At 68.6% G+C, this 15,700-nt stretch carries 15 protein-coding genes and 1 tRNA gene; 15 read left to right on the forward strand and 1 reads right to left on the reverse strand.

What is annotated here, in order from left to right; all coding sequences use genetic code 11:
- The 15 genes from NR810_RS43145 (at window position 1) to NR810_RS43215 (ending at window position 15,141) form a co-directional block, all read left to right on the forward strand.
- Window positions 1-1,365 (forward strand): sensor histidine kinase, encoded by a 1,365-nt coding sequence (locus NR810_RS43145; protein WP_257461278.1) that lies wholly within the window; start codon window positions 1-3, stop codon window positions 1,363-1,365.
- A gap of 12 nt (window positions 1,366-1,377) precedes the next feature.
- Window positions 1,378-2,322, forward strand: a complete 945-nt coding sequence (locus tag NR810_RS43150) for a metallophosphoesterase family protein (RefSeq protein WP_257461279.1) — start codon at window positions 1,378-1,380, stop codon at window positions 2,320-2,322.
- Between the two features lie 73 nt (window positions 2,323-2,395).
- The gene (locus tag NR810_RS43155; protein ID WP_257461280.1) at window positions 2,396-2,902 is read left to right on the forward strand and encodes a SixA phosphatase family protein; all 507 of its coding nucleotides are present in this window, start codon (window positions 2,396-2,398) and stop codon (window positions 2,900-2,902) included.
- Between the two features lie 69 nt (window positions 2,903-2,971).
- Window positions 2,972-3,661, forward strand: a complete 690-nt coding sequence (locus NR810_RS43160; protein WP_257461282.1) for a response regulator — start codon at window positions 2,972-2,974, stop codon at window positions 3,659-3,661.
- Window positions 3,662-3,777: 116 nt separating this feature from the next.
- A complete protein-coding gene (locus NR810_RS43165; RefSeq protein ID WP_257461310.1) occupies window positions 3,778-4,980 on the forward strand; it encodes an OprO/OprP family phosphate-selective porin in 1,203 nt (400 codons plus the stop codon).
- A 43-nt stretch (window positions 4,981-5,023) separates the two neighbouring features.
- The gene (locus NR810_RS43170) at window positions 5,024-5,845 is read left to right on the forward strand and encodes a phosphate ABC transporter substrate-binding protein (protein ID WP_257461284.1); all 822 of its coding nucleotides are present in this window, start codon (window positions 5,024-5,026) and stop codon (window positions 5,843-5,845) included.
- 70 nt (window positions 5,846-5,915) lie between these two features.
- Window positions 5,916-6,914, forward strand: a complete 999-nt coding sequence (gene pstC, locus NR810_RS43175) for a phosphate ABC transporter permease subunit PstC (protein WP_257461285.1) — start codon at window positions 5,916-5,918, stop codon at window positions 6,912-6,914.
- A complete protein-coding gene (pstA, locus tag NR810_RS43180) occupies window positions 6,911-7,822 on the forward strand; it encodes a phosphate ABC transporter permease PstA (protein WP_257461287.1) in 912 nt (303 codons plus the stop codon). Before pstC ends, pstA begins: the two co-directional genes overlap by 4 nt.
- A gap of 45 nt (window positions 7,823-7,867) precedes the next feature.
- Window positions 7,868-8,611, forward strand: coding sequence for a phosphate ABC transporter ATP-binding protein PstB (gene pstB, locus NR810_RS43185; RefSeq protein WP_257461311.1), 744 nt, complete (start codon window positions 7,868-7,870; stop codon window positions 8,609-8,611).
- Window positions 8,612-8,628: 17 nt separating this feature from the next.
- On the forward strand, window positions 8,629-9,321 hold the full coding sequence (gene phoU / locus NR810_RS43190; RefSeq protein ID WP_257461289.1) for a phosphate signaling complex protein PhoU: 693 nt from the start codon (window positions 8,629-8,631) through the stop codon (window positions 9,319-9,321).
- A gap of 139 nt (window positions 9,322-9,460) precedes the next feature.
- Entirely contained in the window at window positions 9,461-10,684 is a 1,224-nt protein-coding gene (locus NR810_RS43195) for a glycosyltransferase (protein ID WP_257461292.1), read from the forward strand.
- An 88-nt stretch (window positions 10,685-10,772) separates the two neighbouring features.
- Window positions 10,773-11,606, forward strand: a complete 834-nt coding sequence (locus tag NR810_RS43200) for a metallophosphoesterase family protein (RefSeq protein ID WP_257461294.1) — start codon at window positions 10,773-10,775, stop codon at window positions 11,604-11,606.
- Window positions 11,607-11,700: 94 nt separating this feature from the next.
- Window positions 11,701-12,081 (forward strand): response regulator, encoded by a 381-nt coding sequence (locus NR810_RS43205; protein ID WP_204227349.1) that lies wholly within the window; start codon window positions 11,701-11,703, stop codon window positions 12,079-12,081.
- Window positions 12,082-12,181: 100 nt separating this feature from the next.
- The gene (locus tag NR810_RS43210; RefSeq protein ID WP_257461312.1) at window positions 12,182-13,459 is read left to right on the forward strand and encodes a hemolysin family protein; all 1,278 of its coding nucleotides are present in this window, start codon (window positions 12,182-12,184) and stop codon (window positions 13,457-13,459) included.
- Window positions 13,460-13,548: 89 nt separating this feature from the next.
- The gene (locus NR810_RS43215) at window positions 13,549-15,141 is read left to right on the forward strand and encodes an MBL fold metallo-hydrolase (RefSeq protein WP_257461296.1); all 1,593 of its coding nucleotides are present in this window, start codon (window positions 13,549-13,551) and stop codon (window positions 15,139-15,141) included.
- A 59-nt stretch (window positions 15,142-15,200) separates the two neighbouring features.
- Here the strand turns inward: NR810_RS43215 and NR810_RS43220 are convergent.
- Window positions 15,201-15,274 (reverse strand) — tRNA-Arg (locus tag NR810_RS43220).
- Window positions 15,275-15,700 lie beyond the last annotated feature (426 nt).

The following is a 15,700-nucleotide window of genomic DNA, read 5'->3' on the forward strand; positions in this document are numbered from 1 at the left end:
ATGCCCCCGCGCCTCTTCCTGATTCCCCTCCTCCTGCCCGCCCTCGCGGCGCTCGTCCTCTTCCTGCTGCTGGGCTGGAGGATGGACGCCGTCTACGTGGCGCTCGCCACCCTCTCCGCCTCCGCGCTGACGCTGGTGGCCAGCCGGGACGCGCTCAAACGGCAGATCCTCACACTGGCCCGGCAGGTCCGCACCCGCGCCGAGGGCACCCCCGCTCCAGGTAGCGGCGAGGACGAGCGCGACCGGCTCGAGGAGGTGGCCAACCTCAAGGGCGCCATCGACACGCTCCACCACCAGCTCTCCGCGCGCAACGCCGGACTCGACCAGGAGGCGCGCATCCTCACCGCCGTGCTGGACGGCATGGCCGAGGGCCTCTGGGTGACGGACGCCGAGGGCACCGTGGTGCGCCACAACGACGCGCTGCGCGGCATGCTCCAGACGGCCGGGCACATCGTCGGCCAGCGTCCCCTCGCGCTGCTGCGCAACGAGGCCCTCAACGAGGCCGTCACCCGCGCCTGCCGGGAGGGCGCCGCCACCCGGCTCGAGCTGACGCTGGAGGGCCTGTTCCCCCGCACGCTCGCCATCCGGGTGACTGCCCTGGGGAGGGACCTGCCCGGCAGCGCCGCCGTCTTCCACGACGTCACCGAGCTGCGCCACCTGGAGAAGGTCCGCAAGGACTTCGTCGCCAACGTCTCCCACGAGCTGCGCACCCCCATCACCGCCATCCGCGGCTACGCCGAGACGCTCCAGGGCGGCGCCCTGAAGGATCCCAACGTGGCGCCCAAGATGGTGGACATCATCCACCGCCAGTCCGAGCGCCTCTCGGAGCTCGTCGAGGACCTGCTGGAGCTGTCCCGGCTGGAGTCCCGCGAGGTGAAGCTGAAGGTGACGGACGTGCCCCTGGCGACGGCCGCCTCCCGGGCGGCCGAGGTGGTCCGGCCCAAGGCGCAGGGCAAGAACATTACGCTCGAGCTGAACGTCCCCCAGGGGCTGGTGGGCCGGGGAGACGAGCGGGGACTGGAGCAGGTGCTGCTCAACCTGCTGGACAACGCGGTGAAGTACACGCCCGAGGGGGGCCGGGTGATGGTGCTGGCCGGCCAGGAGGACGGGCGGTGCGTGGTGCACATCCGGGACACCGGGGTGGGCATCGAGCCCAAGCACCTGGCCCGTATCTTCGAGCGCTTCTACCGGGTGGACAAGGGACGCAGCCGGGACATGGGGGGGACGGGCCTGGGCCTGTCCATCGTCAAGCACCTGATGAGCGCCATGGGGGGCGAGGTGAAGGTCGAGAGCCAGCCGAACGAGGGCTCTACCTTCACGATTTTCCTTCCAGTGTCTGTGCCCACGGCGACGGCGGCGGGTTAGGATGGGGCGGCCATGCGGGTCGCCATCCTCGCCGACATTCACGGGAACCTCCCCGCCTGCGAGGCCGTCCTCGAGGACATCGCCCGCGTCGCGCCCGACTACGTCGTGGCCGCCGGAGACCTCGCCCTGCGCGGCGCGCACCCGCGCGAGACGGTGGAGCTGCTCTTCGATCGCTGTGACGCGGTCCTCATGGGCAACACCGACTGCTACCTCGCCGGCCACTACCTGGGCGGCGCCTACCGCGAGCGCGACCACTGGAAGACGGAGCTGCTCCAGTGGACGAGGGATCAGCTCGGGGAGCCGTGGCTCAAGCGCCTGGGGGCCATGCCCTTCTCGGTGCGCTACTCGCCGCGCCGGGGGCAGGACCTGTTCGTCTGCCACGCCAACCCGCGCAACCTCGAGGACTCGCTGGACCCGACGCTGGACGAGAACACCATCCGCCGCTACTTCCAGAACCTGGACGCGGCCGCGTGTGCCTTCGGCCACCTGCACTTCCCCTACCGCCGCCGCGTGGGCCGGCTCCTCATCGCGGACGTGGCCAGCGCCGGCATCCCCCGGGACGGAGATCTCCGCCCCGCCTACGGCGTCTTCACCTTCACGCCCAAGGGCTGGCGCGTGCAGATCCGCCGCGTGCGCTACCCGGTGCGCAAGGCCACCCAGGCCCTCACCGCGCGCCGCGTGCCCGGCGGCCCCCTGCTCATCCACAAGCTCGTCGAGGCGCGCTACCGCCACCACCACGCGCTGATGGAGGCCGCGCGCCGTCACTCGGGCCTGCCTCCCCCCGGCCCGGTGCTGCGTCCGCCCCCCGGCTCCTCCCTCATCACCCACACGCCCACCATCGAGCTGCCGGTGGTGACGCCTCCGCTCCTCAAGCAGGCCGTGGGTGACGAGAGCCACCCCGCGACTACCGAGGACGGGCCCGTGCCCCTGTCCACCGTGACGGACCTGGACGGCTGACGTCCGCCGCGCATCACGACGCGGGAACGTTGCTTGAGTCCACGGCCCGCGGCGCCTAGGGACACGGCCCGCCATGTCCCCTCATCAGATGCCCCTGCTGCTCGTCCGCCATGCGGTGGCCGAGGACTCCCACCCCCTGGGTGACGAGGCCCGCTCCCTCACCGCCGAGGGCCGCGCCACCTTCCGCTCCCACGCGCGCAAGCTGGCCCGCCTCACGCCCATGGTGGGCATCATCACCAGCCCCCTGGTGCGCGCGGTGCAGACCGCGGAGATCCTCGCCGAGGCCTTCGGCCTGTCCCGAGTGGAGGTGCACCCGGCGCTGCGGCCTCGCGCCCAGGCGCCCAAGCGCATCCTCCGGCTCGCGCGTGAGCTGGGCGCCGGCTGGGTGCTGGTGGGCCACAACCCCTCGCTCGCCCGCGCCGGTGCGCTCGCCCTGGACATGGACGAGCTGCCCGACAAGCTGCGCAAGGGCGCCGCGCTCGCCATCCACCCCGAGGGGAAGGGCAAGCACTTCTCCTTCGCCTGGCTGGCGGCACCGGGCCGCTACCTCCAGCGCTCCGAGGACCTTCACCGCGCGTGAGTGATGTCACGCACTTGTCGCAAGCACGTCACCGGAACGCAAACGGCGGTGTCCAGAGTGCGCGCCGCCATGCCCCACGTCCTCATCGTCGACGACGAGCGCGATCTCGCCGAGCTCATCGATTTCAATCTCCGAGCAGCTGGCTTCTCCACCCGCGTCGCGCCCACGGGCGAGGCCGCGCTCACCGCCGCGCGCGAGCAGCGGATGGATCTGGTCCTCCTGGATCTGATGTTGCCGGACATCTCCGGCGTGGAGGTCTGCCGCCAGCTGCGTGCCGCCGCCAACACCCGTGACGTCCTCATCGTCATGCTCACCGCCAAGGGAGAGGAGGCCGACCGCGTGCGCGGCTTCGAGGTAGGTGCCGACGACTACGTCACCAAGCCCTTCAGCGTCCGTGAGCTCGTCCTGCGCCTCAAGGCCATCCTCCGCCGCAGCAGCCCCGCGCGCGACGAGTCCGCGCCCCTCAAGCTGGGCCCTCTCGCGCTCGACATCTCCGCCCACCGCTTCTACGTGGAGGGCAAGGAGGTCATCCTCACCGCGCTGGAGTTCCGCCTGCTGGAGCACCTCATGGCCCGCGTGGGCCGGGTGCAGTCCCGCGAGCAGCTCCTCGAGGAGGTCTGGGGCCTGTCCAGCTCCCTGGAGACACGCACCATCGACACCCACGTCATGCGCCTGCGCGACAAGCTCGGCTCCGCGCGTGCCTACCTCGAGACAGTTCGCGGCGTGGGCTATCGCATCGTCGACCCGAATGTCGTCTGAGTCCCGTCGTTACCCAATTGTCACGCACCGGCCCTCAAACGGTCACGAACGAGCCGTACATGGTCCGCGGCTTTGAACAACGGACAGAAAAAGACAACCGGAGCCCCCTCCACGTGATGCGCAACCTGATTGCCGCGATTCTGACATTCACCTCTGGCGCCGCCCTGGCCCAGGAGGCCACGCCCGCTCCCGAGGCCGCCCCCGCCACGGAAGCGGCCCCCGCCACGCCGAACACCGACGAGCGGGTGACCAACACCGAGGGCAAGGTCGCCTCCATCGAGGAGCAGCTGGCCGAGATCAAGAGCATCCTCTCCCCGCTCACGAAGCTGAAGTTCTCCGGCTACGTGCAGGCCCGCTACCAGTGGGAGGAGTCGCGCGAGGATGGCACCGGCGGCTACAGCCGCTTCCTGGTCCGCCGCGGCCGTCTCAAGGCCACCTACACCGGCGACCTCGTGCAGTACATGTTGCAGATCGACGCCGTCCCCACCGGCGTGACGGTGCGGGACGCGGAGGCCACGCTCTTCATCCCCGGCACGAAGCAGAACATGTCGGTGACGCTGGGCCAGATGAAGTGGCCGTTCGGCTACGAGTCGGTGCAGTCCTCCAGCGACCGTGAGTTCCCCGAGCGCACCCGCGTGGTCCGCGCCTTCCTCCCCGACGAGCGGGACCGCGGCGTCAAGTACGCGGGCAAGTTCGGCTTCTTCCGCCTGGGCGTCGGCCTCTTCGACGGCAACGGCATGAGCTACCCGGGCTCCGTCGGCGTCGACAACGACAAGGAGAAGGACTTCGTCGGCCGCGCCGGGTTCGACTTGAAGTGGATCTCCGGCGGCGTCTCCGGCTGGTACGGCCACACCATGGGCCGGGGTGCCGGTGAGACGTACCGGCACGCCCACGAGCGCAGCCGCGTCGGTGCGGACCTCCAGGTCTACCTGGACTTCCTGCCCATCGGCGCCACCGCCATCAAGGGTGAGTACATCAAGGGCAAGACGTACGTGAGCAATGGCGCCGAGCTGCTCGACCGCCAGGCCAGCGGCTGGTACGCGCTGCTGGTGCAGAACATCGGCCTCACCAACGCGGTGGCCGTGCGCTACGACTACTTCGATGCTGCCACCGGTATCCCGGCCACCGCCGCCGCACCGGGCTCGGATCGCCCGGCCGGCACCAACGCCATCGGCACCATCGGCGCCACCGCCATCCACTACTTCGGTGAGAACCTGAAGCTCTCCGTCACCTATGAGCACCCCATGACGGCGACCGTCGCGGGCGTGAAGGACCCGCGCGACAACCTGCTCACCGCCCAGTTGCAGGCCCGCTACTAGACAGCAGCCCTACCTTTCCCGGAATCGCAAGGAGACATCCCTCATGAAGAACTTCATCGCCTCGATCGCCGCGGTGCTGCTGCTCGCCCTCCCGGGCGCGGCTCGCGCGGGTACCGTCACCGTCAAGGGCTCCGACACCATGGTCATCCTCGGCCAGCGCTGGGCCGAGGAGTTCATGAAGAAGAACCCCAACACCAAGCTGCAGGTGACGGGTGGCGGCTCGGGCGTCGGCCTGTCGGCGCTCATCAACGGCACCACGGACATCGCCATGTCCAGCCGCCCCATGAAGGAGGCGGAGGGCGAGAAGCTGCGCACCCGCTTCAACACCACCGGCACGGAGATCTCCGTGGCCAAGGACGGTGTGACCTTCTACGTCAACGAGGGCAACAAGGTGGACGCCCTCACCCAGGAGCAGCTCAAGGGCATCTACCTGGGCGACATCACCAACTGGAAGGAAGTGGGCGGCCCGGACGCGCCCATCATCGTCTACTCGCGTGAGAACTCCTCGGGCACCTACGTGTTCGTCAAGGACAACCTCCTCAACGGCGACGACTACACCTCCAGCGCCCAGACGCTGCCCGGCACGGCCGCGGTGGTGAACGCGGTGTCCAAGGAGAAGAACGGCATCGGCTACGGCGGCTCCGCCTACGCCAAGGGCATCAAGGAGCTGAAGATCAAGAAGGGCAACGAGGCGATCGCTCCCTCCGCGGAGAACATCAAGACCGGCAAGTACCCGCTCTCGCGCGACCTCTACTTCTACCTGCGCAACAAGCCGGCCGCGGATGCCAAGGCCTTCATCGACTTCGTCCTGTCCCCCGAGGGCCAGGCGCTCGTCACCAAGGTTGGCTACTTCCCGGTGAAGTAGGACCCCAGGGCAGCAGGCGTCACGAGATTGTCACACGAACCCCGAGGACAACGTGGATAGACAAGCGGCCATGCAGAGTGAGGGGCTCGTGGAAACGGCAACCGTGGCGCCGCGACTCTCCTCCGTCGCCCGGCGGAGGCAGATCCGGGAGAAGGTCATCGCCGGCTTCATCACGGCGATGGCCTTCACGGGAATCGCGGCGCTGGTGCTGATCCTGGTCTTCATCGCGAAGGAGGCGCTGGCGATCTTCCTGGACGCCCACGCCCGCGAGGAGGCCAGCCTGTCGAAGATGTTCCTGCCGCAGGTGGTGCGCGCCGGCAAGCCGGCCGCCTTCGTGTGGCAGCCGGTGTCCTCGGTGCCGAAGGTGAGCATGATTCCGCTCTTCATCGGCACGCTGAAGACGACGCTGGTGTCGATGGTGGTGGCGGTGCCGGTGGGCGTGGCGGGCGCGCTGTTCGCCGCCGAGTTCGCCCCCCGGCGGATGAGGGAGATCCTCAAGCCCACCATCGAGTTGCTGGCGGGCATTCCCTCGGTGGTGCTGGGCTTCTTCGCCCTGATGGTGCTGGCCTCCTTCCTCCAGGACACCTTCGGGCTCACGTCCCGGCTCAACGCGGTCGTCGCGGGGCTGGGCCTGTCGCTGGCGATCGTCCCCGTCATCTTCACCGTGGCCGAGGACGCGCTCACCGCGGTGCCGCGCAGCTACCGCGAGGCGTCGCTCGCACTGGGCGCCACGCCCTGGGAGACGGCCTGGAAGGTGGTGCTGCCGGCGGCGGCCCCGGGCATCCTCGCCGCGTGCGTGCTGGGCTTCGGCCGCGCCATCGGTGAGACGATGATCGTCCTGATGGCCTCGGGCAACGCGGCCATCGTGTCGTGGAACTTCGCGGACTCGGTGCGCTCCATGTCCGCCACCATCGCCGCGGAGATGGGCGAGGTGGTGGTGGGCAGCCCGCACTACTCGCTCCTGTTCTTCATCGGAGTCGAGCTCTTCCTCTTCACCTTCGTCCTCAACATGCTGGCGAACGTCTGGACGCGCCGGGTCATCAAGCGGCTGTCGGGAGCGGGAGCATGAAGAACACCATGCGCCGGATCGTGGGCGGAGCACTCACGTCTCTCACCGGCTTCGCCGCGCTGCTCATCGTGGCCATCCTGGCCATCATCCTTTTCGACGCGATGCGAGGCGGATTCGGGAACATCACCTGGCAGTTCCTCAGCGAGCCGCCCTCCGATGGAATGATGGGTGGCGGTATCTTCCCCGCCCTCTACGGGACGGCGGCGCTCACCCTGCTGATGACGCTGGCGGTGATGCCGGTGGGCGTGCTCACGGCGGTGTACCTGCACGAGTACGCGCCCCCGAGCTCACTCCTGGCGCGCGCGGTGCGGCTGGCGGTGGTCAATCTGGCGGGCGTGCCGTCGATCGTCTTCGGGCTGTTCGGCCTGGGCTTCTTCATCCACTTCGTGGGCGGGAGCATGGACCGGGCGCTGGGCTACCAGGAGCTGCACTGGGGCCAGCCGGGCATCCTCTGGGCCTCGCTCACCCTGGCGGTGCTGACGCTGCCGGTGGTCATCGTCTCCACCGAGGAGGCGCTGCGCGCGGTGCCGATGGACCACCGCACGGCGAGCCTGGCGCTGGGGGCTACCCGCTCCCAGACGCTGGCGCGGGTGGTGCTGCCGGGCGCGCTGCCGGGCATCCTCACCGGTGCCGTGCTGGCGGTGTCCCGCGGCGCGGGCGAGGTGGCGCCCATCCTCTTCACCGGTGCCGCCTACTTCCTGCCCGACCTGCCCAGCAAGCTCAACGCCCAGTTCATGCACCTGGGCTATCACACCTACGTGCTGGCCACGCAGTCACCGGATGTGGAGGCCACGCGCCCGCTGTTGTACGCCACGGTGCTGGTGCTGCTCGCGCTCACCTTCGCCCTCAACCTCGTCGCGGTGCTCATCCGCGCCCGCACCCGCCGGCGCGCCTCCGCGGCCCACTGACACCGAGCCATGTCCCTTTCTTCCGCTGCTCCCGCGCGCATCAAGATGGAGGCGCGCGAGCTTACCCTCCGCTACGGCACCAAGGTGGCGGTGAAGTCGGTGAGCATTCCCCTGCTCGAGCACCAGGTAACGGCGCTCATCGGCCCCTCCGGCTGCGGCAAGTCCACCTTCCTGCGCTCGCTCAACCGGATGAACGATCTCATCCCGGGTGCCAGCCACGAGGGCACCGTGCTGCTGGACGGCACGAGCATCCATGACCGCAACGTGGACGTGGTGGATCTGCGCCGCCGCGTGGGCATGGTCTTCCAGAAGTCCAACCCCTTCCCGAAGACGATCTTCGAGAACGTGGCCTACGGCCTGCGCGTGGGAGGGATGAAGGACAAGGCGGACATCGCCGCGCGCGTGGAGAAGTCGCTCAAGGGGGCGGCGCTCTGGGAAGAGGTGAAGGACCGGCTCAACGACAGCGCCATGAGCCTGTCCGGCGGCCAGCAGCAGCGCCTGTGCATCGCGCGCGCCCTGGCCATCGAGCCCGAGGTGCTGCTGATGGACGAGCCCGCCAGCGCGTTGGATCCCATCGCCACGGCGAAGATCGAGGAGCTCATCCACGAGCTGAAGGAGCGCTACACCATCGCCATCGTCACGCACAGCATGCAGCAGGCGGCGCGGGTGAGCGACCGCACGGCCTTCTTCTACATGGGCGAGCTGGTGGAGTGCGGCCCCACCGAGCAGATCTTCACCAACCCTCGTGAGAAGCGCACCGAGGACTACGTCACCGGGAAGTTCGGGTAGGAGCGAGGGAAGCGGACATGCCATCGACACATACGGACAAGGCATTCGAGGCGGATCTGAGGGATCTGCGCGAGAAGCTGCTGGGCATGGGCGCCAAGGTGGAAGCGCACATCGCGGACAGCGTGCGCGCGCTCACCGAGCGGGATTCCGCGCTCGCCGAGAAGGTCATCCAGGCGGACAAGGAGGTCAACCGCCTGGAGGTGGAGGTCGACGAGACGTGCCGCCGCATCCTCGCGCTGCGCCAGCCAGCCGCGAGCGATCTGCGCCTCATCACCACCGCGCTGAAGATCGTCACCGACCTGGAGCGCATCGGCGACCTGGCGGTGAACATCGCCGAGCGGGCCAAGGATCTGAACGAGGCGCCGCCGCTCAAGGCCTACGTGGACACGCCGCGGCTGGCCGAGCTGGCCCAGCAGCAGGTGAAGAAGGCGCTGGATGCCTTCGTGTCCTCGGATCCGGCCAAGGCGGAAGAGGTGCGCAAGGAGGACGACCACCTGGACGTCCTCTACCTGAAGATCTTCAACGAGCTGCTCGGCTACATGATGGAGGACTCGAGGAACATCCGCCGCGCCACGGCGCTGATGTTCATCGCCAAGCACCTCGAGCGCATTGGAGACCACGCCACCAACGTGGCGGAGATGGTCATCTACATGGTGCGCGGCACGGACATCCGCCATCCGCGCAGCCGGAACCTGACGACGGCCTCCTGAGCGGGCAAGAGGTTCACGGTCCCGTCACCAAGAGTTCTCCCGGGTGACGCCGGACCGTCGCGGTGGAGTCGCGGGGCTTTCCTAACGTCCCGGGTAGGACGCGCGATGAACGCGCCCCTGCTCAGGAGAAAGCCCCCCCATGCTCCACGCGATCAGCCTGGCCCTGCTCGCCGCCGCCGTCGTCGGAATCGTCGCCCTGGGAGCGCAGCTCTTCTGTGTGCTGCGCTACCGGCGGAGCCGCCCCCGAGTGGGCTCTCCGGTGTCCGGTGGCGCGCCGAAGGGCATCTCCATCCTCAAGCCCCTGTGTGGTGTGGATGATGACCTTGAGGCCAACCTCGCCTGCTTCGCCACGCTCGACTATCCGGCCTATGAGGTCATCCTCGGGGTGAAGGACACGCGGGATCCCGCCTACGCGGTGGCGCGAGCGGCGGTGGCGCGCTGGCCGCACATCATGAAGCTGGAGCTGCAGCACGGTGAGCCCGGCCTCAACCCCAAGGTGAACCAGCTCATCACCCTGGCGGGCGTGGCCCGTTACGACATCTTCGTCATCAGCGACTCCAACACGCGCGTGGAGCCGGACTACCTGGAGGAGATCTCCCGCACCTTCGAGGACCCGGAGGTGGGCTGCATCTCGCACCCGGTGAGCGGCGTGGGCGAGCGGACGCTGGGCTCGCTGATGGACAACCTGTACCAGAGCACCACGACGGGCGCGGGGCAGATCGCCGCCAAGCAGGCCGTCGATCAGGACATCGTGGTGGGCAAGTCCATGGCGCTGCGCCGCGAGGACGTGGAGTCCCTGGGGGGCTTCTACACGGTGCGCAACGTGCTGGCGGAGGACTTCGTCATCGGCCGGTGGGTGACGCGGCGGCTGGGCAAGCGTGCCGTGGTGGCGCGCTCGCCCGTCTACAACGTGTCGCTCGAGAAGAGCGTGACGGCCTTCCTCAAGCGCTACGTGCGCTGGAGCATCATCCACCACACCTGCATCCCCACGCCGGTGTACCTGGCCCAGTCGCTGCTCAACCCCCTGCCCTGGGCGCTGCTCGGCGCGCTGCTGGAGCCGTCGGCGCGGGCCCTGGGCGTGGTGGGCACGGTGGTGCTGGCGAAGCTGGCGCACGACGTGACGATCTTCCACCTGTCGCGGCCCGGGCAGACCACCTCCTGGCGGGTGGTGCCTGCGGTGCTGCTCAAGGACCTGCTGCTCTTCATGGCCTGGACGAACGGGCTCTTCGCGCGCTCGGTGGACTGGCGCGGCAACAAGCTGCGAGTGCTGCCCGGCTCGAAGCTGGTGGCGCCCACGCCCGCGATGCCGGGGTCTCTCGCCACGTCCGAGCCCGAGCCCACCGAGGAGCTGCTCGCCGGCTGACAGGTTCACCGCGAAGTCACCGGGCCCACTCGAAAGGTTCACCCGGGGGACATGGCCGTGTTTCAGCGGGTGGGTATCTCAGAGGCACATGCTCATCCGCAAGCTGGCTCATCTGTCGGACCTGCATCTGGACCTCACCCGCGAGAGTGACGCGACGGCCACCGCGCTCGTGGAGACCCTCCTCGCCGAGCGCGTGGACCACGTGGTGGTGACGGGAGACCTGACCCACCAGGGAAGCCGGAGCGAGTACCGGCGCTTCCGCGAGCTCTTCGCTCCACTGATCGACGCCGGGCGGCTCTCCTTCATCCCCGGCAACCATGACCGCACGGGCGAGGACGCCGGCGGCCAGTGGATGAACGGCCGGAAGGTGCGGGTGGAGCGGCACGAGGGTCTCTACCTGGTGTGCGTGGACTCCACGGGCCCGCACAACCGCAACTACTTCGCCTGCCACGGCGAGCTGACCCCGGCGGTGCTGGACGAGGTGGACGCGGCCCTGTGCGCAGCGCCCACGGGCGCGCTCACCGCGGTGCTGCTGCACCACCACGTGCTACCACTGCCGGAGGAGAGCTTCCCGGAGCGCCTCGCCACGCGCATGGGCTGGCCGCACGCCTCGGAGCTGGCGCTGGGCGCCGAGCTCGTCCGCCGGGCCCAGGGCCGGTGCGATCTCATCCTCCACGGGCACCGGCACGTACCGCGCGAGTTCGATCTGGGCCACTTCCAGGGCCGCGGACTGCGCATCTACAACTCGGGCAGCTCCATCGAGCTCGGCCGCTTCCGGCTCTTCCAGCATGCGGCCGGCCGGCTGGTCGGTGAGCCCGAGTGGCAGGGGATGTCCCTGCCCCCGGCTCGCAAGCGCTCGGCCCCCAACGTCCTGCCCGCTCTTCAGTACCTGGCCAGCCAGCTGACCATGTCGCTCGTCTGATCCAAGGCCCCTCCCCTACCCTCCAGGCGGCCTTGCTTCCTGGCTGGATGGCACGTTCCCCTTGAAGGGTTGTCCCCACGTACAAGGAGGCCACTTGGGGCGAAGGGCAACCGCGGACGACACACGCAAGGTTCTGGTCGTCGACGATGACGCCGACTGGAGGGAGTTCCTCCGGCTGTGCCTCGAGGATCTCGGCTACGAGGCCATCGAGGCCGCGAATGGCCAGGAGGCACTGGACTCGTTGTCGCGGCAGCGCTACGGCGTGATGCTCCTGGACCTGAACATGCCCGGGATGAATGGCTTCGAGGTGGTGGAACGGATGCCCCGCAACGGCAATCCGCCCCGGGTGGTGTTCCTGACGGCCGCCGCGGCGCAGGAGGTAGGCGGCGCGCTCCGCTCTGGTCCGCACTACTACCTGCCCAAGGGAGCCAGCCGGGACCAGCTCTCGCTCCTGCTCCAATCACTGGACGCCTGAGGCGCCAAGGTAGGTTTCCGGGCTCCGTACGCGGCTCCGGCTGCTATAGACGGTGACTGGAGGGCATGCGGCCATCGCGACCGAACTCGTCATCATCCTGTTGCTGATCCTGGCCAACGGGGTCTTCTCCGGGGCGGAGCTCGCCCTGTTGTCGGTGCGCAAGACGCGGCTGCGGGAGCTGCTCGACGAGGGCAGCCGCGCGGCCGGAGCGGTACAGGCCCTGCGGGACGACCCCGAGCGCTTCCTGGCCACGGTGCAGATCGGCATCACGGTGGTGGGCGCCTCCGCGGCGGCCTTCGGTGGAGCCTCCATCGCCCAGCGGCTCATCGGGCCCCTGACACAGTTGGGGGTGGAGGAGGCGCTCGCGGAGCGGCTGGCCTTCGCGCTGGTGGTGGGACTGGTGTCCTATCTCTCGCTGGTGCTGGGCGAGCTGGTGCCCAAGTCCCTGGCCCTGCGCTTCTCCGAGGGCTATGCGCTGTTCATCGCCCGCCCCTTGAAGGGACTGGCCTGGCTGATGCAGCCACTGGTCTGGTTCCTCACGGCCAGCTCCAACCTCCTGCTGCGCTTCTTCGGGGACCGGACCACCTTCACCGAGTCGCGCCTGTCACCGGACGAGCTGATGCAGCTCGTGGAGGAGGCGGCGAAGGCGGGCTCGTTGGATCCGAAGGCGGGAGAGATCGCCTCGCGGGCCTTCGAGCTGGGGAACATCCCCCTGTCGGCGGTGATGGTGCCGCGCAGCCGCATGGTGGCGCTGCGCCGGCATGCGAGCCCGGAGGAGATCAAACAGGTGCTGCTGGAGCACGGGCATTCGCGGATGCCCGTGTACGAGGGGTCGCTCGACAACGTGGTGGGCTACGTCATCGCGAAGGATCTGCTGGGAATCGCCTGGGAAAGCCAGCTGATCGTCCTGGAGGACGTGATGCGGCCGCCCTGGTTCGCCTTCGAGTCGATGAGGGCCATCGACGCACTGAAGGAGCTGCAACGGCGGCGGATGCAACTGGGCATCGTGGTGGATGAGCGGGGAGGCGTGGCGGGGCTGGTGACGGTGGAGGACCTGGTCGAGGAGCTGGTGGGGGAGATCGCCAGCGAGCTCGAGGCGCCCGAGGAGCTCCTCCGGCGCGAGAGCCCCACCTCCGCGGTGGTGCAGGGCACGGCGGCCATCCGGGACGTGAACCGGGAGCTGGGACTGGAGCTGGAAGAAGGCCAGGGCTGGTCGACGGTGGGAGGCCTGTGCACGGTGAAGGCGGGGACCATCCCCGAGAAGGGCACGAAGCTGACGCTGGAGGACGGGACGGTGTTGGAGGTGCTCGACGCGAGCCAGCGCCGGGTGCGCTCGGTGCGCATCCACCTGCCCCCCCGAGAGGCATCCGAGGGCTGAACAGGGCCCACCCCGTGTCGCGGTGGGAGTATTCAGTTTCCATCGAATACGAAATAATCCCCGGTTCATCCGTGATGTGAGGAACCGAGATGTCCCAGCCCGTGCGCTACCTGAAGCAGAACGTCGTCGCCGAGCCGCTCTACAACCAGTGGTACGCGTGGTGGTTCCTGATCTCGCCCGCGACGGCACCGCTCTTCGTGGCCAACCACCATGTGAAGATCATGGAGTCGTTCGTGGCCAATCCGGCCATCCACGTGGCGGCACTGAAGAGCCCGGCGCTGATGGGGGGGCCGTACATCAACTACGGCGTGGAGCGGGCCAGGGACATCCAGGAGTTGCTGCAGCGCACGCTGCGGGAGCAGGCCTCGTCGCTGCGGTTCGCCCAGGCGGTGGCGGAGCTGGACAAACTGCTGCTCACGGCCAACGGCTTCTCGCTGGAGGAGCTGTACAAGAAGGTGCCGGACATCCTCCAGGGTTACGTGGAGCTGACGTACGACCTGAACAACCGGGCCTCGCCCCGCTTCTTCGAATCGCTGCTCTACCGTGGTCCGCACTACAAGGAGCCGTCGCAGAGCCTGGCGATGCGGCTCATCCACAAGGACGCGCGGCCGTACGTCTTCAGCACGCCGCGGCTGGACACGGAGGATGGGAGCGTCCACGTGCACGTGCCCTACCGCCACGAGGCCATTGATCGGCTCTTCGCCATGCGGCGCACGCCGGGCGAGGTGGAGCCGGTGCGCGAGGCGCTCGGCATCCAGGGCAAGGACGCGGAGCTCTTCTCCACCTTCTTCACCGAGGAGGCGCCGCGTCCGGCCCCCCGGTACGACAGCCCGGGGGTGCGCATCCGCTACTTCGGCCACGCGTGCGTGCTCATCGAGACGCGCGAGGTGAGCATCCTGACGGATCCGGTCATCAGCTACGACTTCCCCACGGATCTGCCGCGCTACACCTACGCGGACCTGCCCGAGCACATCGACTACGCCCTGATTACCCACGGTCACGCCGACCACTTGATGTTCGAGCCGCTGCTCCAGCTGCGCACGCGCATCGGCACACTGGTGGTGCCCGCGAGCAGCGGCGGAGGGCTGGCGGACCCCTCGCTCAAGCTGATGCTCCAGCACACGGGCTTCCGCCGGGTGGTGGCGCTCAGCGAGATGGAGTCCATCGAGGTGCCGGGAGGCAGCATCACCGGCCTGCCCTTCATCGGCGAGCACGGGGACCTGAACATCCAGGCGAAGATGGCCCACCTGGTCCAGCTCGAGGGCAAGTCGCTGCTGATGGCGGCGGACTCGAACGCGCTGGAGCCGCGACTGTACGACCACATCCACGCCCTGGTGGGAGACATCGACGTGATGTTCCTGGGCATGGAGTCCGAGGGAGGGCCGCTGAGCTGGATGTACGGCCCACTGCTCACCACGCCGCTGCCGCGCAAGATGGACCAGTCGCGGAGGCTCAATGGCTCCAACGCCGAGCGAGCCATCGAGATCGTCCGGCGGCTCAAGCCGGGTCAGGTCTACATCTACGCGATGGGCCGAGAGCCGTGGATGGGCCACGTGATGGTGATGGGCTACCACGAGAACTCGCCGCAGCTGGTGGAGTCGCGCAAGCTGCTGGACTACTGCCGGGCCCATGGCATCACCGCCGGGCTGCCGTACGTCCAGTCCGAGCTCCACCTGCCGTAAAAGCGAAGGGCCTGGAACCATCGGGGGATTTCCCCAAGGATTCCAGGCCCTTCAACTTGCGCGCGATGCAGGATTCGAACCTGCGGCCTTTGGCTCCGGAGGCCAACGCTCTATCCAGCTGAGCTAATCGCGCAGAGGCAGCAGCAGCGGGTGGGTAAGTAACCGACTTCCTCCGCCGACGCAAGCACGCACTTCATCGAACAGCGACAGGGAGCAGCCCCATGCCCGCGAGGGGCCCCCAGTGTTCGATACCCACCTGCCCGCCCGCCGGGGGAGCGGGATGCACGAGCCGGGGATCGAACTCTAAGCAAGGCGATAGAAAAACCTAAGCAGGACGCGCAGTTACCCGCTATCGCCTTGATTTTATTAGGGTCGTCATCCCGTCTCGTGCCGTGCCGTCCCTCTTGGTACCCCCTGAATCCGCGCTGGAGGGGTAGAGTCGACGGGAGGCGCGGTGCCGCTCGGGCTCGTCGGCGCCTGCTGCGAAGGTCCGCTCTCGCTCGCCTTCTCGCCGAGTCTCACCCACGGTCCGTTTCCTCCACGCCGCTCATCGAACCGG

The sequence above is a fragment of the Archangium lipolyticum genome (assembly GCF_024623785.1).
In the GTDB taxonomy this organism is placed as follows: domain Bacteria; phylum Myxococcota; class Myxococcia; order Myxococcales; family Myxococcaceae; genus Archangium; species Archangium lipolyticum.

What these genes read in the sequence shown, in the direction of transcription:
- NR810_RS43145 (WP_257461278.1), top strand. Translation starts at nt 1, where the DNA reads ATGCCCCCGCGCCTCTTCCTGATTCCCCTCCTCCTGCCCGCCCTCGCG.
- NR810_RS43150 (WP_257461279.1), top strand. Translation starts at nt 1,378, where the DNA reads ATGCGGGTCGCCATCCTCGCCGACATTCACGGGAACCTCCCCGCCTGC.
- NR810_RS43155 (WP_257461280.1), top strand. Translation starts at nt 2,396, where the DNA reads ATGTCCCCTCATCAGATGCCCCTGCTGCTCGTCCGCCATGCGGTGGCC.
- NR810_RS43160 (WP_257461282.1), top strand. Translation starts at nt 2,972, where the DNA reads ATGCCCCACGTCCTCATCGTCGACGACGAGCGCGATCTCGCCGAGCTC.
- NR810_RS43165 (WP_257461310.1), top strand. Translation starts at nt 3,778, where the DNA reads ATGCGCAACCTGATTGCCGCGATTCTGACATTCACCTCTGGCGCCGCC.
- NR810_RS43170 (WP_257461284.1), top strand. Translation starts at nt 5,024, where the DNA reads ATGAAGAACTTCATCGCCTCGATCGCCGCGGTGCTGCTGCTCGCCCTC.
- pstC (WP_257461285.1), top strand. Translation starts at nt 5,916, where the DNA reads ATGCAGAGTGAGGGGCTCGTGGAAACGGCAACCGTGGCGCCGCGACTC.
- pstA (WP_257461287.1), top strand. Translation starts at nt 6,911, where the DNA reads ATGAAGAACACCATGCGCCGGATCGTGGGCGGAGCACTCACGTCTCTC.
- pstB (WP_257461311.1), top strand. Translation starts at nt 7,868, where the DNA reads ATGGAGGCGCGCGAGCTTACCCTCCGCTACGGCACCAAGGTGGCGGTG.
- phoU (WP_257461289.1), top strand. Translation starts at nt 8,629, where the DNA reads ATGCCATCGACACATACGGACAAGGCATTCGAGGCGGATCTGAGGGAT.
- NR810_RS43195 (WP_257461292.1), top strand. Translation starts at nt 9,461, where the DNA reads ATGCTCCACGCGATCAGCCTGGCCCTGCTCGCCGCCGCCGTCGTCGGA.
- NR810_RS43200 (WP_257461294.1), top strand. Translation starts at nt 10,773, where the DNA reads ATGCTCATCCGCAAGCTGGCTCATCTGTCGGACCTGCATCTGGACCTC.
- NR810_RS43215 (WP_257461296.1), top strand. Translation starts at nt 13,549, where the DNA reads ATGTCCCAGCCCGTGCGCTACCTGAAGCAGAACGTCGTCGCCGAGCCG.